This is a genomic window from Curtobacterium sp. MMLR14_002 (assembly GCF_001864975.1).
In the GTDB taxonomy this organism is placed as follows: Bacteria; Actinomycetota; Actinomycetes; order Actinomycetales; family Microbacteriaceae; genus Curtobacterium; species Curtobacterium flaccumfaciens.
In genome coordinates, this window is the sequence record NZ_MJGT01000001.1 from 246,845 (window position 1) to 269,098 (window position 22,254).

General features: G+C 73.6%; 21 protein-coding genes. 11 read left to right on the forward strand and 10 right to left on the reverse strand.

Annotated elements, in window-relative coordinates; genetic code table 11:
- Positions 1-203 precede the first annotated feature (203 nt).
- The 4 genes from BIU91_RS19260 to ybaK form a co-directional block, all read right to left on the reverse strand.
- Positions 204-746, reverse strand: a complete 543-nt coding sequence (locus tag BIU91_RS19260) for an adenine phosphoribosyltransferase (protein WP_017887364.1) — start codon at positions 744-746, stop codon at positions 204-206.
- Between the two features lie 239 nt (positions 747-985).
- Complete coding sequence (locus BIU91_RS19265; protein ID WP_138803336.1) at positions 986-1,219, reverse strand: hypothetical protein; 234 nt, start codon at positions 1,217-1,219, stop codon at positions 986-988.
- Between the two features lie 835 nt (positions 1,220-2,054).
- Positions 2,055-4,661 carry an ATP-dependent Clp protease ATP-binding subunit gene (locus tag BIU91_RS01170; protein ID WP_071403849.1) on the reverse strand — a complete coding sequence of 869 codons (2,607 nt, stop codon included), beginning with the start codon at positions 4,659-4,661 and terminating at the stop codon, positions 2,055-2,057.
- Positions 4,662-4,757: 96 nt separating this feature from the next.
- Positions 4,758-5,243: a Cys-tRNA(Pro) deacylase gene (gene ybaK, locus BIU91_RS01175; protein WP_071244681.1), complete on the reverse strand. Its 486-nt coding sequence runs from the start codon at positions 5,241-5,243 to the stop codon at positions 4,758-4,760.
- Between the two features lie 66 nt (positions 5,244-5,309).
- On the opposite strand from ybaK, the gene BIU91_RS01180 reads away from it, so the two are divergent.
- Both BIU91_RS01180 and BIU91_RS01185 read left to right on the forward strand, forming a co-directional pair.
- Entirely contained in the window at positions 5,310-5,603 is a 294-nt protein-coding gene (locus BIU91_RS01180; protein WP_071403850.1) for a hypothetical protein, read from the forward strand.
- Positions 5,604-5,664: 61 nt separating this feature from the next.
- Positions 5,665-6,402 carry a membrane protein insertase YidC gene (locus BIU91_RS01185; RefSeq protein ID WP_071403851.1) on the forward strand — a complete coding sequence of 246 codons (738 nt, stop codon included), beginning with the start codon at positions 5,665-5,667 and terminating at the stop codon, positions 6,400-6,402.
- On the opposite strand, the gene BIU91_RS01190 is transcribed toward BIU91_RS01185, so the two are convergent.
- Entirely contained in the window at positions 6,399-6,614 is a 216-nt protein-coding gene (locus tag BIU91_RS01190) for a hypothetical protein (RefSeq protein WP_027465592.1), read from the reverse strand. The two genes, BIU91_RS01185 and BIU91_RS01190, sit on opposite strands and share 4 nt — an antisense overlap.
- A 354-nt stretch (positions 6,615-6,968) precedes the next feature.
- Between BIU91_RS01190 and BIU91_RS01195 the strand changes: the two genes are divergently transcribed.
- Entirely contained in the window at positions 6,969-7,619 is a 651-nt protein-coding gene (locus tag BIU91_RS01195) for a hypothetical protein (RefSeq protein ID WP_139196713.1), read from the forward strand.
- Positions 7,620-7,848: 229 nt separating this feature from the next.
- Complete coding sequence (locus BIU91_RS01200) at positions 7,849-9,210, forward strand: MFS transporter (RefSeq protein WP_071403853.1); 1,362 nt, start codon at positions 7,849-7,851, stop codon at positions 9,208-9,210.
- Between the two features lie 488 nt (positions 9,211-9,698).
- Here BIU91_RS01200 and BIU91_RS01205 read toward each other — a convergent pair whose 3' ends face one another.
- Positions 9,699-11,786 (reverse strand): carboxypeptidase regulatory-like domain-containing protein, encoded by a 2,088-nt coding sequence (locus tag BIU91_RS01205; protein ID WP_071403854.1) that lies wholly within the window; start codon positions 11,784-11,786, stop codon positions 9,699-9,701.
- A gap of 208 nt (positions 11,787-11,994) precedes the next feature.
- Positions 11,995-12,474, reverse strand: coding sequence for an NUDIX domain-containing protein (locus BIU91_RS01210; protein WP_071403855.1), 480 nt, complete (start codon positions 12,472-12,474; stop codon positions 11,995-11,997).
- A 176-nt stretch (positions 12,475-12,650) separates the two neighbouring features.
- Between BIU91_RS01210 and BIU91_RS01215 the strand changes: the two genes are divergently transcribed.
- Entirely contained in the window at positions 12,651-13,520 is an 870-nt protein-coding gene (locus tag BIU91_RS01215; protein ID WP_071403856.1) for a universal stress protein, read from the forward strand.
- Here the strand turns inward: BIU91_RS01215 and BIU91_RS01220 are convergent.
- From BIU91_RS01220 to BIU91_RS01230, 3 genes are all read right to left on the reverse strand, one after another.
- Positions 13,477-14,457 (reverse strand): SGNH/GDSL hydrolase family protein, encoded by a 981-nt coding sequence (locus tag BIU91_RS01220; RefSeq protein WP_139196714.1) that lies wholly within the window; start codon positions 14,455-14,457, stop codon positions 13,477-13,479. The genes BIU91_RS01215 and BIU91_RS01220 overlap by 44 nt on opposite strands.
- Positions 14,458-14,618: 161 nt before the next feature.
- The gene (locus tag BIU91_RS01225) at positions 14,619-14,975 is read right to left on the reverse strand and encodes a PRC-barrel domain-containing protein (protein ID WP_027465587.1); all 357 of its coding nucleotides are present in this window, start codon (positions 14,973-14,975) and stop codon (positions 14,619-14,621) included.
- 50 nt (positions 14,976-15,025) lie between these two features.
- The gene (locus tag BIU91_RS01230) at positions 15,026-16,009 is read right to left on the reverse strand and encodes a glycosyltransferase family 9 protein (protein ID WP_071403858.1); all 984 of its coding nucleotides are present in this window, start codon (positions 16,007-16,009) and stop codon (positions 15,026-15,028) included.
- Between the two features lie 100 nt (positions 16,010-16,109).
- Here BIU91_RS01230 and BIU91_RS01235 point away from each other — a divergent pair, with 100 nt between their 5' ends.
- From BIU91_RS01235 to BIU91_RS01260, 6 genes are all read left to right on the forward strand, one after another.
- Positions 16,110-16,667 (forward strand): HAD-IIIA family hydrolase, encoded by a 558-nt coding sequence (locus tag BIU91_RS01235; RefSeq protein WP_071403859.1) that lies wholly within the window; start codon positions 16,110-16,112, stop codon positions 16,665-16,667.
- A complete protein-coding gene (locus BIU91_RS01240) occupies positions 16,664-17,743 on the forward strand; it encodes a glycosyltransferase family 9 protein (protein ID WP_071403860.1) in 1,080 nt (359 codons plus the stop codon). The genes BIU91_RS01235 and BIU91_RS01240 overlap by 4 nt, the downstream gene beginning before the upstream one ends.
- Positions 17,744-17,830: 87 nt before the next feature.
- Positions 17,831-18,832, forward strand: coding sequence for a glycosyltransferase (locus BIU91_RS01245; protein WP_071403861.1), 1,002 nt, complete (start codon positions 17,831-17,833; stop codon positions 18,830-18,832).
- A complete protein-coding gene (locus BIU91_RS01250) occupies positions 18,829-20,157 on the forward strand; it encodes a glycosyltransferase (RefSeq protein ID WP_071403862.1) in 1,329 nt (442 codons plus the stop codon). Before BIU91_RS01245 ends, BIU91_RS01250 begins: the two co-directional genes overlap by 4 nt.
- Entirely contained in the window at positions 20,154-20,777 is a 624-nt protein-coding gene (locus tag BIU91_RS01255; RefSeq protein WP_035808290.1) for an SIS domain-containing protein, read from the forward strand. Before BIU91_RS01250 ends, BIU91_RS01255 begins: the two co-directional genes overlap by 4 nt.
- Positions 20,774-22,207 (forward strand): PfkB family carbohydrate kinase, encoded by a 1,434-nt coding sequence (locus BIU91_RS01260; RefSeq protein ID WP_253183657.1) that lies wholly within the window; start codon positions 20,774-20,776, stop codon positions 22,205-22,207. The genes BIU91_RS01255 and BIU91_RS01260 overlap by 4 nt, the downstream gene beginning before the upstream one ends.
- Positions 22,208-22,254: the final 47 nt, after the last annotated feature.

Consider the following 22,254-nt stretch of genomic DNA (forward strand, 5'->3'; position numbering starts at 1 on the left):
CCGGTCGTGGTCGTCGTCGCGGTCCGGGGCTCGGGTGCCTGGGGAAGCTCGGCGGGCGCGGGTGCGACTGACTCGGTCACGATGATGGGACTCCTCGATCGAAATGGTGCGTCAAGACTAGTGCGAGACGTGCTCGCGTGCGGACGCCGGGGACGCGCCTGTGGAGAGAACGGATGCCGCCCCGACCGCGCGGTTGCCCGCGCTCAGGCCGGGACGGCGCCGAGCGTCGCGACGGGCAGCCGCGGCTCGAGACGCTCGCGCCCGTTCAGGCCGTCGAGCTCGAGCAGGGCGGCGAACCCGATGGCCTGGTACCCGGCACGTTCGAGCAGCGTGATGGTCGCAGCGCCGGTCCCGCCGGTGGCCAGGACGTCGTCGACGACGAGCACCCGGGTGCCGGCCGGCAACTGACCGGGACGCAGTTCGAGTTCGGCCTCGCCGTACTCCAGCGCGTACTGCTCGCTGAGGACCTCGCCGGGGAGCTTCCCCGCCTTGCGCACGGTGAGCACGCCGACCTGGTGCTGGGCGGCGATGCCCCCGGCCAGTGCGAAGCCGCGGGCCTCGATGCCGGCGACGGCGTCGAACCCGGCTCCGACCGCGAACGGTGCCGCGAGTGCTTCGCACACGCGGCCGAACGCGACGGCGTCCGAGAACACCGGCGTCACGTCACGGAAGAGCACCCCCGGCTTCGGGAAGTCCGGCACGAGGGCGGTGAGGCGTTCGACGAGTGCAGCTGCGGTTTCGGTCACCCGCCAACGGTACGGGAGGCCCGGGGTGCGTCCGACCCGTCGGCGCACGGTGCGAGGCTGGTCGCCTCGTGCGGGGCCGACCGTTCGCGGCACGGTGCGGGTTCCGCCGGACGGTTCGCCGAAGGTGGCTCGGTGCGAGGCTGTTTCCTCGCACCGAGCCGTTCCGGCCGCACGGGCTCCGGGATGACGCACCGTGCGTGCGTGACGCCGACGACAGCGCGGCGCCGCAGCGCCGCGGGTCAGCGCCACATCCGCATGGCGGCGCCCTGGGTGATCCAGTCGGCCTCGCGCTGCTGGCGTTCGCGCTCCATGCGGGCCAGCGTGGCGAGGTCGACCTCGGGCCGCTCCTTGCGGGTGCGTCGGCTCCAGATGATGAGCGACATCCCGACTCGGAGTGCGATGCGGTCGGCGAGTGAGACCCGACGGCGCACCGCGCGGGTATCGGGTGGACGGGTGGTGGTCTTCGTGGACACGGTGTTCCCCTTCAGGGCACGGCAGAGCTGCCCGGGTGTCGGGCAGGACGAATCCGCCCGGGTTGCGGGCAGCAGGAAATGAATGCGCGAGAATGCACTCCGGGATGGTCCGGAAATGTTCGGACAACGATCGCGGAATGCTCGTCGACACCGAGAGCGTCGCACTGTCCACCGACATTCTTCCGGCGTCGTCCGCGCAGATCGGACGGCGCGCATCGACGAGTCGACGAGCCGTTCAGCAGACGAACGAACCGGTGCTGCGCGAGCCTGATCGGCTCAGCGCACGGTGCCCGGAGGCACAGGTGTCAGGAGAGTGGGACGCCCCGGGTCAGCGGACGCGGAACGGGGTACCGACGCGTCCACGGATTCCACGGAACGGAGTGGTTGCGGAGATCATCATGGTCGGCCCCCTTTCGGTCTCGAGCTGGCGGAGTCGTCCGGGTCGAATGTTCGACCGTTCGCGACGAGTGAACACTATCGGCACCGCAAATCGGAGCGCAACCCCTTTTCCGGAAAACATCCGGAATTGCATTCCTGAACAGGCTGATCACGGTGCGAGGTTCGTGTTCTCGTGTCGACGAGCAGGCTGCGTGCCGAGTTCCCGTCGAGCACCGGAGCAGGGCCTCCCGGCTGCACCGTGCGTCGTCCGCGGACCGGTGACAGCCCGCGCGCACGGTGCGGGATCGCAGGCGCGCACGGTGCGGGCAACCTCGCACGGTGTGACGGAGCACGCACGGCGCGCGGCGGCGGCGCGCAGCGCAACACCGCGGCGGTCCGCGCACGCCGAAGGCCCGGTACCGAATCGGTACCGGGCCTTCGTGTGCGTGCGACCGGACTAGACCGCCGCGTGCTCCGCGACGCTCGCAGTCAGGGCATCGCCCTCGACGTCGATCCGCACGGTGTCACCCGCGGTGACCCCGCCCTCGACCACCAGGGTCGCGATGCGGTCGTCGACCTCGCGCTGGATGAGCCGACGGAGCGGGCGGGCGCCATACTCGGGCTCGTACCCGTGCTCGGCGAGCCAGTCGACCGCGGCGTCGGACACCGACAGGAGCATGTCCTGTGCGACCAGCCGGAGCGCCGTGTCCTGCAGCAGCAGCGACACGATCGACGCGATCTGGGACCGGTCGAGCTTGCGGAACAGCACGATCTCGTCGATGCGGTTGATGAACTCGGGCCGCATCGCCCCGCGCAGCTTGCCCATCACGCGGGCCCGCAGGTCGTCTTCCGCGTAGCCTTCGGTGGCACCGACCGGGGAGAACCCGAGCGCTCCCGAGCGGGAGGCCAGGAACTCCGAGCCGATGTTCGACGTCATGATGACGACCGTGTTCCGGAAGTCGACGGTCCGCCCCTGCCCGTCGGTGAGTCGGCCGTCGTCGAGGACCTGCAGCAGCAGGTTGAAGACGTCCGGGTGGGCCTTCTCGACCTCGTCGAGCAGGATCACCGAGTACGGGTTGCGACGGACACGCTCGGTGAGCTGGCCGGCCTCGTCGTAGCCGACGTACCCGGGAGGGGCACCGACCAGGCGGGACACGGTGTGGCGTTCGCCGAACTCGCTCATGTCGAAGCGGAGCATGGCGGACTCGTCACCGAACAGCGACGACGCCAGGGCCTTCGCGAGTTCGGTCTTGCCGACCCCCGTCGGGCCGAGGAACAGGAAACTGCCCACCGGACGACGCGGGTCGCCCATGCCGGTCCGGCTGCGCCGCACCGCCTTCGCGATCGCCCGCACGGCGTCGTCCTGGCCGACGACGCGGTCGTGCAGCTCGGACTCGAGCGCGGCGAGCCGCGTCTTGTCGGCCGAGCCGAGGCGGGTCACCGGGATCCCGGTGGCGCGGGACACCACGGCGGCGATGTCGGCCTCCGTGATCGACGTGTCCGCGGATTCCGGACGGGAGGCGCGGCTGGCGTCCGCCGACGAGGCGGCGGTGATCCGGGCCTCCAGTCCGACGATCTCGTCGCGCAGGTCGGACGCTTCCTCGTAGTGCTCCTCGGCGACCGCGCGGTCCTTGCGGGCCGTCAGGTCGGCGACCTGGGCACGCAGTGCCTCGACGTCGACGTCGCCCGACAGGGCGAGGCGGCGGCGTGCACCGGCCTGGTCGATGAGGTCGATGGCCTTGTCCGGCAGGTGCCGGTCGGTCACGTAGCGGTGCGAGAGCTCGACGGCGGCGCGGAGTGCCTCGGGCGTGTAGGCGACGCCGTGGTGCTCCTCGTAGCGCGGGGCGAGGCCGGTCAGGATCGCGACGGCGTCCTCGACGTTCGGCTCCCCCACCGTGACGGGCTGGAACCGGCGCTCGAGCGCGGCGTCCTTCTCGATCCGGCGGTACTCGTTGAGCGTCGTCGCGCCGACCAGGTGCAGGTCGCCGCGGGCGAGCCGGGGCTTGAGGATGTTGCCGGCGTCCATCGAGCCGCCCTCGCCGCCGCCACCGGCGCCGACGACGGTGTGGAGCTCGTCGACGAAGACGATGAGCTCGTCGGCGTGCGCCGCGATCTCGTCCATCGCCTTGGTGAGGCGCTCCTCGAAGTCGCCGCGGTAGCGGGTGCCGGAGAGCATGCCGGGCAGGTCGAGCGCGACGACCCGCTTGCCCTGCAGCAGGGCGGGGACGTCACCGTCAACGATGCGCTGGGCGAGGCCCTCGACGATCGCGGTCTTGCCGACGCCGGGCTCACCGATCAGCACCGGGTTGTTCTTGGTGCGACGGAGCAGGATCTCGACGGTCTGCTCGATCTCGTCGGCGCGGCCGATCACCGGGTCGACGTGTCCGTCACGGGCGCGCTCGGTGAGGTCGGTGCCGAACTGGTCGAGCGTCGGGGTGTCGCTGTCGGTGGCCTGGTCGGTGCCGACGGCGTCGTTCGTTCCGGGCATGGGGCGCCCCTCTCGTGCTGCTGCCGCGGCCTGCTGGGCGTAGTCCTGCATGACCTGCGGGGTGATCCCGGCGTTGGCGAGCAGCTGGCCGGTCACGGTCTCCTGGTCCATCACGAGCGCGAAGAAGACGTGCTCGGGGTCGGTGTAGGTGCTGCCGAAGCCCCGCGCGGCCTGCGTCGCCTCGACGAGGATGCGCTGGGCGGTGCCGGTCAGTGCCGGGCGGCCGGTCTGCTCGGCCAGCGGCTCGTGCGCCATCGGCAGGCGCTGCTCGATCTCCTCGGCGAGTCGCTGGGGATCGACCCCGGCGGAACGCACGACGGCGTCGAACGGTTCGGTGCGGACGAGCACGTGCAGGATGTGCAGTGCGTCGATCTCGCGCTGCCCCTGCGCGACCGCGTACTCGGCGGTGTGCTGGAGCAGCTCGTGGGTCCGGCGGCTGAGCAGCCGGGTGATGTCGACCGGTCGACCGAACGCACGGACGCGCTGCTGGTCACCGGTGCGCTGTGCCGCGAGCAGGCGGGCGAGGAACTCGTCGAACGAGTCGTTGCTACCGGTCGGGCCGAACGTCTCTGGCAAAGGGACCTCCTGGGGAACTTGAGTGCCGTCGACTCAATGCAACGCAGGAGGGCCCGGGTCATTCCCGGGTGCCGAAAAAACTTGCGGCGACTCGACTCAGGTCCGCGCGATGGGTGCGGCGACCGCCTCGGTGATCCGTGCGAGGTCGGTCGGTGCCACCTCGACGTCGAAGCCGCGACGTCCGCCGGACACGAAGATGCTCGCGTACGACAGCGCCGACTCGTCGAGGACGGTGCGGAGCCGGGTCTTCTGGCCGACCGGGCTGATCCCGCCGACCACGTAGCCTGTGCGCTTCTCGGCGAGGGCGGGATCGGCCAGCGTCGCCTTCTTGCCCCCGACGGCTGCGGCGATCGCCTTGAGGTCGAGCCGGTTCGCCACCGGCACGATCGCGACGGCGAGGGTGCCGTCGACGGAGACGACCAGTGTCTTGAAGACCTGCTCCTCGCGCAGCCCGAGGGCGGCGGCGGCCTCTTCTCCGAAGTTGGTGGCGCTCTCGTGGTGCTCGTACACGTGCGGCGTGTACGGGACCCCGGCCGCCTCGAGCGCGACGGTCGCTGGGGTGCTCGGCGAACCTGCGGTCATGCCGTGATCCTCCCCCGCCGCACCTTCCGGTCCTCGACGGCACGCGGGCGTTACGCTGAACGGACCATGACCGCCGTCCTGCTGCTGCTCCGCGCCACCGCCGCGCTGGTGCTCGGCGACCCGGCCGCCGGGGTGCTGCCCCTGCTGGCCGTGACAGCACTCGGACTGACCGCGGTCGCCGTGACCGTCGTCGTCGCCCGGCTGCTCGTCGCGGTGCTGGCGGCCGTCCTCGGGATCGGGTCGGCATCCGTTTCGGACCGGCCGGCGGTGCCCGACCTGGTCACCCGGATCGGGTGGAGCCACCCCGACGCCGACGGTCACGTCCGCTCACGGGCACCGGGGGTCGCGACCCCGGCCTGACCACCGACCGGTGGCCGGGCCGCTCGCGCACCCCGCTGACCCACCACCGATCGGAACCGTCATGGACCTGTCCACCCTGCCCCTCATCGGCGCGCTGCTGCACGGCGGCGCTGACCTCGTCACCGCCCTCACCGCGGCGCTCTCCCCCGTGGCCGGCTCGTTCGCCGCGGCGATCGCCGTCGTGCTCCTCACCCTGGCCGTCCGCCTGGTGCTCGTCCCGCTGTCCGTGCTGCAGGTGCGGGCCGAGCGGGACCGCCGGCGCCTCGCACCACAGCTCGCGGCGCTGCGGAAGCGGTACGGCCGCGACACCCAGCGCCTGCAGCGGGCGATGCAGCAGCTGTACACCGACGAGAAGGTCTCGCCGCTGGCCGGCTGCCTGCCCGTCCTGGCGCAGGCACCCGTCGTGTCGCTCGTCTACGCCCTGTTCACGCACGCCTCGATCGGCGGCACCACGAACGCCCTGCTGGAGGCGACGCTCGTCGGGGTCCCGCTCGGCCACTCGCTCGTCGTCACCCTGACGACGCCGCTGTGGGTGCACGCCTGGGTGGTGCTGCTCCTGCTGGCGGTGCTCGCGGTCGTCGTCGAGCTCAGCCGCCGGTCGAACGCGCACTGGAACCCGGTGCCGGCACCGGAACCGGGCGTCCCCGGAGCCGCCGCAACCGCCGCCGTGGGTCGGTACGTGCCGTTCGTCACGGTCGTGTTCGCGGCGATCGCACCGCTGGCCGCCGCGCTCTACGTCGTGACGAGTGCGGCCTGGACGTACGGCGAACGCGCCGTGCTGCGCCGGGTGGTCCGTTAGCCGCCCTGGCCCTCCTGCTGCGGTCCCTGGTCGACCGGGTCGTACTCGGTGCCGCGGCCCTGCTCCTCGTCGGCGGTCGGCACGTGGCGTTCCGTGCCGGCACCGCCGGGGCTGGTCGCGACGTAGTCGGCCTCGCCGGACTGGGTGTCGTGGCTCAGCGGCTCGAGGGTCTCGGCGTCGGCGTCGTGCTGCGGCATGGGGTCGGTGCTCATGCACCACGCCTACTCCCTCGTTCTGGGTGCGCGCGCACGGCTGTGCGGTGCCACGATGGACCTGTCCACGCGACCGGCAGAGCGGGAGTGCGCATGGCCCACGACGACGTGGCAGCGGAACGGGCACGGCTCGAGGCCGTCGCCTGGGGAGCAGGATCGAGCCCGGCGGACGCGGCGCGCGCCCGGATCGCCCTGCAGGACCTGGAACGCGGACGGCGACCCCGCGCGCGTGCGGTCGCGACGGCGCGGGATCCGCTGCCGGGAGGCCCGGATCCGGTCCGCACGTCCGTCCCGTCCGCGACGCGATCGGGTCCAGGGCCCGTGCCGGTGTCCTTGCCCGTTGACGCGGTGCCCGTGTCTTTCCCCGCCAGCGCGGCGGCGGTGCCTGCCGGCGCCGACGTGGCGGAGGCGACCGACGGCGGTGGGGGCGACCACGTCGACGACGCGCGGGGCGGCGGCGGGGACGAGCCGGGCCTCCAGGCCGAGCCGACCGGACGGACCCGGTGGCGGCGGTGGTTGTGGACGGAGCGGCCACGCGCCTGGATCGCGGGCGGCGCGGCCGCGGCGGTGGGCGTCGCGTTCGCCGCCGGGACACTCGTCGGGACCGCGCGACCGGACGTCGTCGCAGCGCCGAGCGTCACGCCGACAGCGGGGACGATCACGCTCGAACAGCTGCTCGACGTCCCGCAGACGTACGCCGACCAGCTGCCGGGGCCGGTCGCTGCGCCGGTGAGTCTGCACACGACGCGACTGGTCTTCACGAACCGGGCGCTCGACGGCGGGACCGCCGAGACGCCCTGGAACGTCTGGGCCGGCATCGGGACCGACCGGTCGACGATCTGCCTGGTGGCGACGGCGGACCGCATCGAGTCGTCGACGGCGTGCTTCCCGCGGCAGGCGGCGCTGCACGGGTCGGTGTCGATGTCCGCGCAGTCCAGGAGCGGCACGTTGACGATCGAGCTGCGCGGCGGCGGGGTCCAGGGCCGGGTGACGAACGAGTACTGAGCGGGCGATCAGTACCTGAGTGTTTCGTTGGAGCGCTCCGATGTATTTGCTGGATGCCCTCGCGAGAGTCGTTCCATCGTGCAACACTGGATGAGCGCACTCGTCGTGGAGTCGTACCCACATCATCCACATCCGCCAGCGAGCGCGCCCCGCAGACCCTCCCGGTCACCGCCGTCAGAACGATCGGCATCGTCGCGCGCTCCCCCGTGCCTCGGAGGAGGTCAGCAGCGTGTCCACCAACACCACCACCTCGGCCGTGTCGACCCACACGCGGCCGATCACCGTCACCAGCCAGTCGATCGTCGGCATCGCCGTGCTCGGACTGGCCACGTTCTTCGCCATCACCACCGAGCTCATGCCCGTCGGGCTGCTCGGCACGATGAGCGCCGACCTCGGCGTGACCGAGGCCACCATGGGCATCGTCATCACCGTGTACGCCGCGGCCGTCGCACTCCTCGCGCTGCCGCTCACCGCGTTCACCGCGAAGCTGCCCCGCAAGACCGTGCTCGTCGCCACGCTCGTCGGCTACACCGTGTCGAACCTGATGGTCGCGCTCGCGCCGTCGTTCGCCGTGGTCTGTGCCGGACGGGTCGTCGGCGGCATCGCGCACGCCCTGTTCTTCTCGGTCGCCTCGGCGTACGCCACCCGGATCGTCCCGCCGCGGCTGGCCGGGCGGGCGATCGCGTTCGTGTACTCGGGCAGCTCGCTCGGGTTCGTGCTCGGCGTGCCCGTCGCGACCTGGGTGGCGCAGCACATCGGCTGGCGCCAGGCCGTGTTCTCCGTCGGTGTCGCCGCAGCGGCACTCGCGGTCGTCGCCCTGCTGTTCCTGCCCGCCGTCCGCGGTGCCTCGTCGCCGCACATCGGGTCGCCGAAGGCCTGGGCGCGCACCGGACTGCTGTCCGTCGTGATCGCCGACATGCTCCTGTTCGGCGGGCACTACGTCGTCTACACCTACATCGGGCCGTACGCGATCGACGCCGGGCTCGACGCCGGCATGGTCAGCGGGGCGCTGCTCGTGCTCGGTGGCACCGGTGTCGTCGGGCTCTGGCTCGCCGGCATGTTCGTCGACCGTGCGCCCCGGCAGACGCTGATCGCCTCGGTCGCCGTGATGGTCGTGGCCTTCGCGACGATGCCGTTCGTGCACGGCTCCCTGATCGGGACGATGGTCGTCGCGGGCATCTGGATGGCCGCGAACGGCACGACCGGCACGCTCTTCATGGCCGCGGCGATCCGCGCGGGAGGCGTCTCCCCCGACATCGCGGGCGCGCTGGTCAACGGCGCGTCGAACATCGGCATCGCCGGTGGTGCGGCGTTCGGCGGGCAGGCGCTCGGGATCGTCGGGCTGCAGTACCTGCCGTTCGCCGGTGCCGCGGTGCTGGTCGGGGCGCTCGGGGTCGTCGTGCTGGCGCGCCGTGGGTTCCCGGTGCACTCGCACGCACAGGAGCACCTGTCGACCTCGTCCATCGAGGCCATCACGTCGTCGCTCGCGGTCGTCACCACGTCGGTGCCGGTCGTCGGGCGGGCGATCCAGACGGTCACGGGGTCGATCGGCGTCGTCACGGGTTCGGTGCGGCGGCCGCGGACGCGCTAGGTGCGGTGCGGTGCGGGGGCCGCGGGCGCGGGTGCGTTCGCCGAGTGGTCACGACATGCCGTTGGTGGGGCGTCGGGGTCGCACGAACTGTCGTCTGGTGGGTCGGCGGGCGACGGTTTCTGACCCCTCGGCGTCCCCGCGGCGGCGCGTTGTGCGGTTGCGGCGGACGCGCGCGGTGCCCGGCCGCCGAGTGGTCACGACATGCCGTTGGCGGTGCGTCGGGGTCGCACGAACTGTCGTCTGACGGGTCGGCGGGCGACGGTTCGTGACCCCTCGGCGGACGCGGGCGGCGTGTTGTGCGACCGCGACGAAGGCCCACGGCCCGGCGCCGAGTGGTCACGACATGCCGTTGGCGGGGCTTCGGGGTCGCACGAACTGTCGTCTGGCGGGTCGTCGGGCGACGGTTCGTGACCTCTCGGCGGACGCGGGCGGCGTGTTGTGCGACCGCCACCGCGACCGCGACCGCCGCCACCGCGCCCGCAGCCCGGTCAGTCCTGCAGGTGGTCCGTGCGGCGGCGGTTGCGCAGCGCGCGGTAGGTCAGCAGCGCCGCACCGAGCAGCACGAGCACCCCGGCGGCGATGAGCCCCGGCCCGAGGTCCGCCCCCGTGTACGCCAACGGTCCACCGTCGCCCGCGTCGCCCTGGCCCGAGACCGGCGCGGAGCCCGAGCCCGAGCCGGCAGCGGGGCCGGTCGGAGCCGCCGAAGGAGAGCCACTCGGCGACGGCGACGGCGACGGAGCAGGAGCCGGCGCCGGACCCGCCGCGGCCCGCACCACGAACGCCAGCGGTGTCGCAGCCCCGGACTCCGGGGTGACGACGGTCGCAGTCTCGGCCCCCTCGACGTCGACCGAGACGACGTACTCGGTCGTGGGCTGCAGGCCGGTCAGGTCGAACGCACCGTCGTCGTCCGTGACGACCGACACGGGATCGCCGGACTGCGGGTCGGTCGGAGTCGCGACGACCTCGACGTCGGGAACGGGTTCGCCGTTCGTGTCGACGACCGTGCCCGGCTGGTCGGTCGTGACCTCGGCTGCGGGGGCGGCGGAGGCGAACGGCAGGTCGGACGCAGCACGCTCGCCAGCGACGGCCGTCACACCGGCGTTCGAGGTCGCCCCGGTCGCCCCCGGCTCCGGTCGTTCGGTCCGGACGGTGTACGTGCCGGCCGCGGTGGCGAAGACGTAGCGACCGTCGGCATCGGTCACCGTCGATGCGACCACGGTGCCGGTGCCGTCGACGAGCTCGACCACCGCGCCGGCGGGCACGGGTGCACCGTCGAGCGAGACCACACCCGCGACCGTCGCGACGACGGCGGCCGGGGCGTCGATCTCGTCGGGGACCGCGGGTGCCGCGTCGCCGTCGCCGGTCGTGATGGTCACGGGCGGCTCGTCGGCGACGGACACGTCGAGGTCGGTGTCCGCCGGCAGGTCCGAGCCGGTGTAGACGCCGTCGCTGTTCGTCGTGGTGTCGACGAGGACGTCCCCGGAGTCCGGGTCGGTGATGACGACCTCGAGGTTCGAGACCGGTCGGCCGTCCTCGTCGACCACGGTGCCGATGACCGACACGGTGTCCTCCGGCGACGTGAACGCGAAGTCGGCCTGCTGGTCCACGCCGCCCGGTGAGCCTGCCTGGGCGAGGGAGACCCTCGTGGGCTGGTCAGGACCCTCGGCGCCGTCCGGCGGGGTGATCTCGACGCGGTAGTTCGCGATGACCGGCAGCTGCGGGAACGCGTAGGTGCCGTCGGGGTTGGTGGTCGTCGTGTAGACGGTGCCGCGCGGAGCGGTGACACGGACGATCGCCCCGGGGATCGGCGCTCCGTCAAGGGTCGCCGTGCCGGTGATCGCGGCGGTGCGGTTGGCGAACCAGGTCTGGTACACCGGGAACCCGCTGCGCTGCTGGTACGTGATCGTCAGGCTGGTGAGCGACACGGTCGGCGTGAACCAGGCCGTGGCACCGGCGGTGTCGACCGCACCGGTGTTGCCCGTCAAGGTCCGGGTGGCCGGGTCCCAGGTGGGCCGGTCCTGCCCGGTGGTGCCGTCGGGGTCGGCGGTGCACGACGGCCCTCCGGCGACGGCGGCCGAGCACGAGTTGTAGGAGCTCACGTAGCCGAGCTGCTCCGCGGTCGCGGCGCCACCCCCGGAGACGGTGGCCGAGATGGTCGCCCGGTCCGCGTCGACGTCGCCGAGCACGAACGACCAGCTCTGGGCACCCGGCGTCGGCTCGGCGAACGTGTAGGTGGTCGTCGAGGCGCCGGTCGTGGGCGAGTCGACGTTCGGCCGCTGGTTCATGTAGGTCTGGCCGCGGCTCGTCCCGTAGACCGCGCCCGACGGGGTCGACGCCGACTGCCAGGTCGATGCCCCGCTGACGACGGTCGACTGCCGGGAGTCCGACGTGAAGGTCGTCTCGGGGAACCCGGCGAGCGTCATCGTGCCGGTGTAGGCCCGGCTCGCTCCGCTGAGGGTGAAGGTCCCCCAGTTGCCGACCGGCTCCGCCGACGCGCTGGTCGCGCCGCCGATCGCGAGTCCTGCTCCGAGTGCGAGGGCCGTCAGCCCAGCCGTGACCGCGCGCCAGCGCCGCATGCGTACTCCCCTGCTGTGGTGCCGGAGAACCCGACACCCCCTCAGGCTATCCAGCGGGCGCGGCTCGTGTCCGGGGCACGACACGAGCAAGAAGGTCCCGCCGAGTGGTCACGACCTGCCGCGTGCCGGTCGCCGGGTGGCCGAGAAGTGTCGGCTGGAGGGCCGCCGGACGACAGTTCGTGACCCCTCGACCAAACCGAGCGGCGCGTCAGGAACCGCCAGCACCCCAACCCAGCGCCACCAGGGCGTCGAGCGCCGCGACCTGCCCGGCGACCACCAGCTCCCGCGCCTCGTCGAGGCCGACCCACCGTGCGTCGTCCACCTCGGGTACCTCCACGAAGCGTCCCGACCCGCGCGGCAGCTCGAGCCGCACGGTGTTGCTGCGCACGGTGTCGACCGAGAACCCCGACGCCGGTGCGGCGAAGACCCGCACCCGCTTGCCCGACGCCTGCCGGAACTCCCCCAGGTCGGTCAGGTCGGCGGCGGTCACCGGGACGGACACGCCGATCTCCTCCGCGAACTCGCGCAGTGCGGTGCCGAGCGGCTCCTCGCCCGCCTCGACCAGGCCCTTCGGGATCGACCAGGCACGCGGCCGGTTCCGCCAGAACGGTCCGCCCATGTGCGCGAGGAAGACCTCGGGCCCGGACGGACCGGTCCGGTGCAGCAACAGTCCGGCGCTCACGACCACGTCCCGAGACTACGCAGACCCGGCCGGGAGGCCCGGATCACCACACACGCGCCGCGCACCACCCGACGTGCCCGGTTCCACCGCCGGTTCCCCACGTCCGCGCCGGGAGTACCGTGTGGCGCACGGAGCGCCGTGTGACGCCCCCGGAGGACCTGCGATGGAGGAGGCCGATCGGGATGGACGAACGATGGACGACGGTGACGCTGGCCGCGGACGCCGCGATGCCGCACGACGAGGCGCTGCGGTGGATCGCCGCCCGCGCGGACAGCGGGATCGAGCGGATCCGGATCATCGGTGCCGACCCGGCGATCGAGGGCCCCCGACCGGTCGCCGACCGCCTGGCCGAGGCCGCTCGTGCCGCCCTGCCCGGAGTCACCGTCGAGGTGCACCGGCACGCCGGACCGTTCGCCACCGCCCTGGTCGAGGAGTCCGACGGCGGTGACCTCCTGGTGATCGGGACCTTCCGGAGCCGACGGGGTTCGACCGCCGGCGGCGACCCGGCGCGGGTCGCGGTCCGCGCGGCCGTGCCGACCGTGATCGTCCCCGAGGGCCCGCACCCGATCGACGGCGACGTGGTGCTGGCCGTCGAGGATCCCATCGACGAACGGGCCGTCTCGATCGCCGTGGCCGAGGCCGTCCGGCTGCACCGACGACTGACGCTGCTCCGGGCGTGGGAGATGCCCGTGCTGACCCGGACCGGGCTCACCGACTTCGCCGAGGATCCCCTGCGGTGGCGCGCCCGGAACGCCGAACTGCTGCAGCGGGTCACCGAGGACCTGACCGCGCGGTTCCCTGCGGTGCGGATCCGGCCGCTGCTCGTCGAGGGACATCCGGGGCACGCCATCGCGTCGCGCACCCGGCGGGCGTCGCTCGTGGTGCTCGGACGGGGGCACGTGCGGGTGCTGTCCGGCGCACTGCTCCACGACGTCGTCCGTGAGACGGCGGCTCCGGTGTGCGTCGTCCCACCGGCGGCGCACACGGACAGCGCGGGGTCCGGACGGGTCAGCCGGCGAGTTCCCGGATCGCGTCGGCCATCTGGTCGGTGAGGTACGCGACACCGCGGCCGTTCGGGTGCAGGGCGCCGGCCTTGAGGTCGATCCGTCGCAGGTCGCTCGAGCCGGTCAGGCTGACGCCGGCGACGTAGCGCTCGTCCGCCGGGGCGCAGGCCGAGTGGGCCTCGGTGCGTTCGAGGACGTCGACGAACCGCACCCCGGCGGCGTCGGCGGCGGATGCGGACACGGCGTCGAGCTCCTCCTGCACGCCGTGCAGGTACGCCACGTCGTCGTCGGTGAAGGGGAAGGTGTCCGAGGGGAACGATCCCGCGAGCGTGCCGAGGTCGAGCGCGGAGCGGAAGCAGCCCTTCGCCGGGGTGTGCTCGGCGTCCGGGAAGATCGCCGGGTACCCGAGGAACACGACGACGGCGTTCGGCGCGGCCCGTTGCACCGCTGCGAGGGTGTCGGCGATCCCGAGCGCGACCCGCGACTGGATCTTCACGCTGAGCTGGTCCTCACCGTCCTGCACGAGCGTGCTCTCGCACGACGGCGCGTCACGTCCGGAGAACACCGGGCCGTCGGCCGAGATCGCCAGGCACGACGCGGCGGTGCCGAACAGGTCCGCGTCGTTGCCGCCGATCGTCAGGGTCACGAGCCGGGTGCGCGACGACAGCGACTCGATCTGCGGGGGGACGCCCGTGAACTGGTGTCCGGTCGTGACGTCCTCGCTGGTGGCCCCCGCGCACGTGACGTCGGTCAGGTCGAGGCCGAACCGCGCCGCGAGCCGGTGCGGGTAGTCACGGGCCGACTGCACGCACGCGCTCGTGGGCAGCCGGGTCCGGTCGCCCAGCCCGTACCCGGCGGAGTACGAGTCGCCGAGGGCGACGTACTCGCTGCCGGGCGGGAGGTCGGCGAGCGATTCGGTCGGGTCGTCCGGCACCGGGTAGGGCTGCGGAACGGGCCACATCGGCGCGGCCGACGCGGGTTCCACCGGCCCCGGTGCCGCGACACCGGCCACCACCAGCCCGACGACGGCGACCGCCGCCAGGGCGGCGAGCAGCGTCGTACGGGCGGTGCGGAGCAGTTGCGGCCTCCGGGCGGGTGCGGCGGATCGGTCGGTCGGGTGGGGTCGGTCGGTGGGGCGGGACGGGCTCAGCGGCGTCCGAGCCGGCGTTCGCCACCGCTGCCGGTGCGGTACTCCAGCCCGTAGTGCTGGAACAGCTCGGGCTCGGTCGCGGCGTCGAGTTCGCCATCGGTCGAGATCGACGGGGCGTCCTTGACGAGCTTCTTCGGGAACGTCACACGCAGGTGCTTCGGGGCGACGGTGGCGCCGAACAGCGGGACGAAGACGAGCTTCTGGAACCCGACCATGCCGGTGGTCAGGGCACCGAACGCCGGCTCGGACGTGGCGGTGTCGTAGTAGATGCTCTCGAGCGTGCCGACCTTGTCGTCGGCCTCGTCGACGACCGGCAGACCGATCCAGTCACGGATGTTCGCGGCTTCGAACACGAAGGACTCCCTCCGAGCGTCCGGCAGGTCCGGGTGGCTCTCGGTCGACGCTACCGCCCGGCCGCCTGAGCGGTCACCCGGAGCCGGTCCACCGCGCCGAGCACGTCGTCCGCGGTCACGGCCAGGATCGCCGGGTCCGGGTCCTCGGCGAAGACGTCGCCGCGACGCACCGAGGCGTCGGTGAGCACGATGTGCGGACCGGTCGACGGCGGGCCCCACGCCTCGGGCGGGGCCGGGCCGAACAGCACGACCGACGGCACCCCGTACGCGGTCGCCAGGTGCGCAGCGCCGGTGTCGACCGTGACGACGAGCCGCGCCGCGGCGATCACCGCGGCGAAGGCCTGCAGGTCCAGGGCACCGGCCAGGACCGCCTCCGGCGCCAGGCCAGCCGCGTCGGCGACGGCACGGGCGCGCACGACGTCGTCCGAGCCTCCTGTCAGGACCACGTCGGCACCGCGCGCCCGGAGCCCGCGCACCACGTCGGCGAAGCGGTCCGTCGGCCAGTGCCGCGCACCGTGGAAGGCACCCACGTGCACGACGGCCGCGTCGGCGACCACCGGCGGCTCGGCGGGGCGGTCGATGTGCACCTCGGTGGCGTCCGCCTGGATGCCGTGCCACGTGAGCAGGTCCGCCCAGCGGTCGCGCTCGTGCACGTCGTCCGGCCACTCCGGGCCCTCGTAGTCGTGGGTCGGGTCGGCGTGCCCGATGACCCGGCGCGGGGCGAGCGCGGCGACGAGGTCCGAGGACTCCGGGCCGGCGCCGTGCAGGTTGACGGCGATGTCGACGGCACCGTGCGGCACCGCGATCGGGTGGTCGAGACCGTGCTGGGCCAGGTGGACGTCCACCGCCGGCACGAGTTCGACGACCGGCGCCAGCCACGCCGTGGTGGCCAGGGTGATGCGGTGGTCGGGGAACGCGCGGCGGAGCGCGTGCAGTGCGGGGACGGCGACGAGCAGGTCGCCGAGCTTGATGGCACGGAGGACGAGCAGTTCCGGGCGTCCGTCGGGGTCGGGCAGCTTCTCGAGGGCGGTCACCGCCGCGACGGTAGACCCGACACGCTGACGGTCCTGCCGGGACCGCGCTCCGCGGCTCTTCCTGGGGTGGTCCCCGGCCGTGGACCGGTAGTCACGGAGCATGGCCCTCGCACCGGACCGCGTCATCCGCGGCCTGCTCCTCGACCGCGACGACACCCTCGTGGTGGACGTCCCGTACAACGCCGACCCGCACCTGGTCGTCCCGGTCCCCGGTGCCCGCCGCGCCGTCGACCGGGCGCGTGCCGCCGGGTTGCAGCTCGGCGTCGTCACGAACCAGTCGGTGATCGCGAAGGGCATGGCCACGCGCGAACAGGTCGACGCCACCAACGCCCGGGTCGACGAGCTCGTCGGCCCGTTCGACGTGTGGTGCGTCTGCCCGCACGACGCCGGCGACGACTGCGCCTGCCGGAAGCCCCGGCCCGGGATGGTCCTCGACGCCGCCGAGCGGCTCGGCATCCCGCCGGAGTCGATCGTCGTCGTCGGTGACATCGGCGCCGACGTCCAGGCCGCGCGGAACGCCGGCGCGCAGGGGATCCTCGTGCCCACCCCGCGCACCCGCGCCCAGGAGATCGACGAGGCCGACACCGTCGCCGCGGACCTGGACGAGGCCGTCACCCTGGTGCTCGAGCACGTCGGCAGCGTGGCGGACCGGGCGTGAGCGCCGGTCGGCGCGTCCTCGTCGCCCGGCTCGACTCGTTCGGCGACGTCCTGGTCGCCGGACCCGCGGTGCGCGCGGTCGCCGCCGGGGCCGCGCACGTGACGATGCTGTGCGGACCGCAGGGGGCGCCGGCCGCCGACCTGCTGCCCGGCATCGACCGGGTGCGGGTGTGGGCGGCACCGTGGGTCACCGAGACCGCACGCCCGATCGACGACGCCCTGCTCGCCGAGTTCCGCGCGCTGGTCGCCGAGGAGCAGCCCGACGAGGCCGTCGTCCTGACGTCCTTCCACCAGTCGCCCCTGCCCCTCGCGCTGCTCCTGCGCCTGGCCGGGGTCCCCCGGGTCTCCGGGGCCTCGGTCGACCACCCCGGGTCACTGCTCGACGTGCGGCTGCGCCCCGGCGAGGACCTGCCCGAGGACCTCCCCGAGCCCGAGCGCGCGCTGCGGATCGCCGAGGCGGCCGGGTTCCGGCTGCCGCCGGACGACGACGGGAGGCTCGCGGTGCGCCACGACGCCGTCCCGCCCCCGCCCGTGGCCGGTCTCGACCGCTACGTGGTCGTCCACCCCGGAGCCAGCGTCCCGGCACGGTCGTGGCCGGAGTCCCACCACCGTGCGCTCGTCGCCGCCTACGCCGAGCGCGGCGTCCCCGTCGTCGTCACCGGCTCCCCCGGCGAACGCGCGCTGACCGCCGCCGTGGCGGGTGACACCGGCATCGACCTCGGCGGCCGCACCAGCCCCGCCGAACTCGCGGCCGTCCTCGCCGGCGCCGAGGTCGTCGTCGTCGGGAACACCGGTCCGGCCCACCTCGCCGCGGCCGTCGGGGCGCCCATCGTGAGTCTGTTCTCGCCGGTCGTCCCCGCCGTGAAGTGGGCGCCGTACGCCCCGCTCGTCGAACTGCTCGGCGACCAGGCCGCACCGTGCCGGCTCAGCCGCGCTCGCGAGTGCCCGGTCCCCGGCCACCCGTGCCTGTCCGGAGTGCGCATCGCGGACGTCCTGGAGGCCCACGAGCGGCTCCTCGACCGCGTTTCGCGGACTGATCGGAGAAGTCTGCGGGGCGGCCCAGAAGGCGCTGCGTAGCGTGCGCCACTGCTTCTCCTGCTCCTTCTCCTGCTGCTCCGGCAGCGGCGGGGACCGAGCCCATCGACACCGACCGGAAGGCCCTGCATGCGGATCCTCGTGTGGCACGTGCACGGCGGCTGGATGGACGCCTTCGTCCGCGGCCCCCACGAGTACCTCATCCCGACCACCCCGGCGCGCGACGCCTGGGGACTCGGCCGCGGCGGGCGCGACTGGCCGGACTCCGCGATCGAGATCGACCCGGCCGACGTCGCCGAGGCCGAGGTCGACGTGGTCGTCCTGCAGCGCACCGAGGAGCTCGAGGAAGCCCGTCGTCTGCTCGGTGGTCGTGACGTCCCGATCGTCTTCGTGGAGCACAACGCCCCCCGGGTCGACGTGCCGAACAGCCTGCACCCGATGCGTGACCGCGACGACCTGACGATCGCGCACGTGACGCACTGGAACGCCCTGATGTGGGACTGCGGCACCACCTGGACCACCGTCGTCGAGCACGGCGTCGTCGACCCCGGCCCGCTGTACACCGGTGCGCTCGAGCGCCTCGGCGTCGTCATCAACGAACCCGTCCGGCGCAACCGTGTCGTCGGCACCGACCTGCTCCCCCGCTTCGCCGAGGTCGCCCCGGTCGACGTCTGGGGCATCGGCACCGAACGGCTGCCGGAGCTCGGCTTCGGCGACCGCGTGGTCGCGCAGGGCGACGTCCAGGCCGACCCCATGCACGCGGCGCTGGCCGAACGGCGGGCCTACGTGCACCCGAACCGCTGGACCTCGCTCGGCCTGTCGCTCATCGAGTCGATGCACATGGCCATGCCGGTCCTGGTGCTCGCGACGACGGACGCGGCCCGCACGGTCCCGGGTGAGGCCGGGGCGATCGCGACCGACGTCGAGGAGCTGGTGCGGGCCTCCAGGCTGCTGCTGGAGGACCCGGACGAGGCGCGCCGACGGGGGCTCGTGGCGCGTGAGGCCGTGCTCGCACGGCACGCGCTCGGTCGGTTCCTGGCCGACTGGGACGACCTGCTCGACGACGCCGTCGCGCGCGGTGCGCGACGGAACCGTGCGGCGGGAGCCGCGCTCGAAGGGAGCCTGCGATGAAGATCGCCATGGTGTCCGAGCACGCGAGTCCGCTCGCCGTGCTCGGCGGGGTCGACGCCGGTGGGCAGAACGTCCACGTCGCCGAACTGTCCGGTGCACTGGCCGACCGCGGCCACCACGTGACCGTCTACACGCGACGCGACGACGCATCGCAGCCCGTCCGCGTGCCCCTGCGCCCCGGTGTGGACGTCGTGCACGTCGACGCCGGTCCCGCGCGTGCCGTGCCGAAGGACGAGCTGTTCCCGTTCATGGGGACGTTCGCGTCGGTGCTCGCCGCCGAGTGGTTCCTCGACCGTCCCGACGTGGTGCACGCGCACTTCTGGATGTCGGGCCACGCCGCCCTCGACGCGGTGACGCAGGTGCAGGCCCGGACCGGTGGCGTGCGGATCCCGGTGGTGCAGACCTTCCACGCCCTGGGTGTCGTGAAGCGCCGGCACCAGGGTGCCGCGGACACCAGCCCGGCCGAGCGCGAGTGGGTCGAACCCGCCGTCGGCCGGAGCGTCGACCAGGTCGTCGCGACGTGCTCGGACGAGGCGTTCGAGCTCAAGGCCCTCGGTGTCCCGCTGCACCGCATCTCAGTCGTGCCGTGCGGCGTCGACGTGTCGCTCTTCCGTCCGGACGGCCCCATCGAACAGCGCGACCGTCCGCTCCGGGTGCTCACCGCCTCGCGACTCGTGCAGCGGAAGGGCGTCGGGACGACCATCGCCGCTCTCGCCGCACTGGTCGAACAGGGCCGTGACGTCGAGCTCGTCGTCGTGGGCGGTGCCGGTGTCGCCGGCGCCGACCTGGTGGACGACCCCGAGTACCAGCGCCTCGACGCACTCGCCCGGTCGCTCGGCGTGCGCGACCACGTGACCTTCCGCGGGCAGCTCGGGCAGCACGACATGCCCGCCGTCTACCGCAGCGCCGACGTCGTCGTCTGCGCCCCCTGGTACGAGCCGTTCGGCATCGTGCCGCTCGAGGCGATGGCCTGCGGCCGCCCGGTGGTCGCGTCGAGCGTCGGCGGGCTCATCGACACCGTCGTCGAGGACGCCACCGGCCTGCACGTGCCGCCGCGCGACGAGACCGCGGTGGCCGAGGCCGTCGGCGCACTGCTCGACGACCCGGAGCGCCGCGAGGCGTACGGCCGTGCCGGTCGACAGCGCGCCGAGTCCCGCTACACCTGGCAGAAGGTCGCGGCCGACAGCGAACGCGTCTACGAGCGCCTGCTCGCCGGCGCGACCTCGTCCGCCAGCACCACCGGGCCCGCTGCCGGCCGCTCGCGCACCACCCACGCCGGCCGGGTCACCCGCGCCGCGCAGTCGACGGAGAGGACCGCACGATGACCATCGACCAGCAGACCGGGCTCGAGGACCGCGCCGTCACCGACAGCGCCCGCGTCGTCGTCGACCACGTCGCGGCGTCGGTCCCCGTGATCGCCTCCCTCGTCGACCACCGGGACCACATCGCCGAGTGGGCGGACGACATCGCGGGGCGGCTCGTCGCCGGACGTCGGCTGCTCGCCGCGGGCAACGGCGGCTCGGCTGCCGAGGCGCAGCACCTGACGTCCGAGCTCACCGGCCGCTTCGAGGGCGACCGGCCCGCGTACTCGGCCATCTCGCTGCACGCCGAGACCTCTGCCGTGACCGCCATCGGGAACGACTACGGCTACGACCAGGTGTTCGCACGGCAGGTGTCGGCGCACGCCCGTGCCGGTGACGTCCTCGTGCTGCTGTCGACGAGCGGCAAGAGCCCGAACCTGCTGCGGGCCGCCGAGGCCGCACGTGCCGTGGGTGCCCGCTCCCTCGCGCTGACCGGCTCCGGACCGAACCCGCTCGCCGACCTGGTCGACGACGCGATCTGCATCGAGGGGCCGTCCGCCAACGTGCAGGAGGCGCAGCTCGTCCTGGTGCACGCGCTCTGCAAGGCCATGGAGCCGACGCTGCGTCGCGGGGGCCGTCGATGAGCGGGCTCGCTGCCGTCGCACCGCGTTCCGGTGCCGCCGGTGGCCGTTCCGCCGGCCCGCGCTTCCGCATCGCCGTCGTCGGGGACACCCTGCTCGACGTCGACGTGTCCGGCACGAGCGAGCGGCTGAGCCCGGACGCCCCCGTCCCCGTGGTGGACGTCGCCACCGACGACCGCCGTGCCGGTGGCGCCGGACTCGTCGCGACGATGCTCGCCCGCGACGGCCACGACGTCACCCTGGTCACCGTCCTGAGCGACGACGGCCGTGCCCAGGAGATCCGTGACCTGCTGCCCGACGTCACGATCGTCGCCGGGCCGTCCGGAGTCCCCACCCCCGTGAAGACCCGCGTGCGCGTCGTCGACCACGCCCTCGTCCGGATCGACGAGGACTGTGCGACCCCGCCCGTGCCCGAGGCCACCGACGCGATGACCGCCGCCCTCGACGGCGTCGACGCGATCGTCGTCGCCGACTACGGCCGCGGGGTCGCCGCTGCCCCGGCACTCCGTGACGCCCTCACCCGTGCGGCCGAGCGCCTGCCGGTGGTCTGGGACCCGCACCCCAAGGGCGCCGCCCCCGTCCCCGGCACCACCGTCGCCACCCCGAACGCTGCCGAGGCGCGACGCTTCACCGACGTCGAGGGACACGGTGTGCCCTTCGCGACCGTCGCCGCCGCCCGGCTCGTCGAGCAGTGGCAGGCCGGCGCCGTCGCGGTGACGATGGGTGACCGCGGTGCGCTGCTCGCCGACGCCCAGGGCGACAGCCGCTTCGTGCCGGCTCCGTCCGTCAGCGCCGGGGACCCCTGCGGTGCCGGCGACCGGCTCGCCGCGGGCGTCGCCGTCGCACTGGCGTCCGGCGCGGACGTCCCCGAGGCGGTCTCCGCCGGCGTGGTCGCCGCGTCCGAGTACCTGGCCGCCGGCGGCGTCACCGCGCTCTTCGCCGACGACGGCCCCGCGCCGCTCGCCGTGCCCGGGGCCGACCGGGACGCCATGCGCCTGGTGCACGACGTCCGGAGCGCCGGCGGCACCGTCGTCGCGACCGGAGGCTGCTTCGACCTGCTGCACGCCGGGCACGCCCGCACCCTGTCGGCCGCCCGTGCACTCGGCGACTGCCTGGTCGTGTGCCTCAACTCGGACTCGTCGGTCCGCGCACTGAAGGGCCCGGACCGGCCGATCATGACCCAGGACGACCGGGTCGAGCTGCTCCTGGCACTCGACTGCGTCGACGCCGTCGTGGTGTTCGACGAGTCCACCCCAGACGAGGCCCTGCGCCGCTTCCGCCCGGACGTCTGGGCGAAGGGCGGCGACTACACCGCGAGCGAACTGCCCGAGACGGCGACCCTCGCCGAATGGGGTGGCCGCGTCGTCACCGTGCCGTTCCACCCGGGCCGCTCGACCACCCGGCTCGCCGCCGCGATCGAACGCGTCGGCTGAGCGTCCGCTCGCCGTCCCACACCAGCTCGACCACTCCCGCTCCACTA

Excerpts from the sequence above, each read along its gene's own strand:
- BIU91_RS01190 (WP_027465592.1), bottom strand. The coding sequence starts at position 6,614 with ATGAGCACCGACCCCATGCCGCAGCACGACGCCGACGCCGAGACCCTC.
- BIU91_RS01250 (WP_071403862.1), top strand. The coding sequence starts at position 18,829 with ATGAAGATCGCCATGGTGTCCGAGCACGCGAGTCCGCTCGCCGTGCTC.
- BIU91_RS01180 (WP_071403850.1), top strand. The coding sequence starts at position 5,310 with ATGACCGCCGTCCTGCTGCTGCTCCGCGCCACCGCCGCGCTGGTGCTC.
- BIU91_RS01215 (WP_071403856.1), top strand. The coding sequence starts at position 12,651 with ATGGACGAACGATGGACGACGGTGACGCTGGCCGCGGACGCCGCGATG.
- BIU91_RS01205 (WP_071403854.1), bottom strand. The coding sequence starts at position 11,786 with ATGCGGCGCTGGCGCGCGGTCACGGCTGGGCTGACGGCCCTCGCACTC.
- BIU91_RS01185 (WP_071403851.1), top strand. The coding sequence starts at position 5,665 with ATGGACCTGTCCACCCTGCCCCTCATCGGCGCGCTGCTGCACGGCGGC.
- ybaK (WP_071244681.1), bottom strand. The coding sequence starts at position 5,243 with ATGACCGCAGGTTCGCCGAGCACCCCAGCGACCGTCGCGCTCGAGGCG.
- BIU91_RS01255 (WP_035808290.1), top strand. The coding sequence starts at position 20,154 with ATGACCATCGACCAGCAGACCGGGCTCGAGGACCGCGCCGTCACCGAC.
- BIU91_RS01245 (WP_071403861.1), top strand. The coding sequence starts at position 17,831 with ATGCGGATCCTCGTGTGGCACGTGCACGGCGGCTGGATGGACGCCTTC.
- BIU91_RS01260 (WP_253183657.1), top strand. The coding sequence starts at position 20,774 with ATGAGCGGGCTCGCTGCCGTCGCACCGCGTTCCGGTGCCGCCGGTGGC.
- BIU91_RS01235 (WP_071403859.1), top strand. The coding sequence starts at position 16,110 with ATGGCCCTCGCACCGGACCGCGTCATCCGCGGCCTGCTCCTCGACCGC.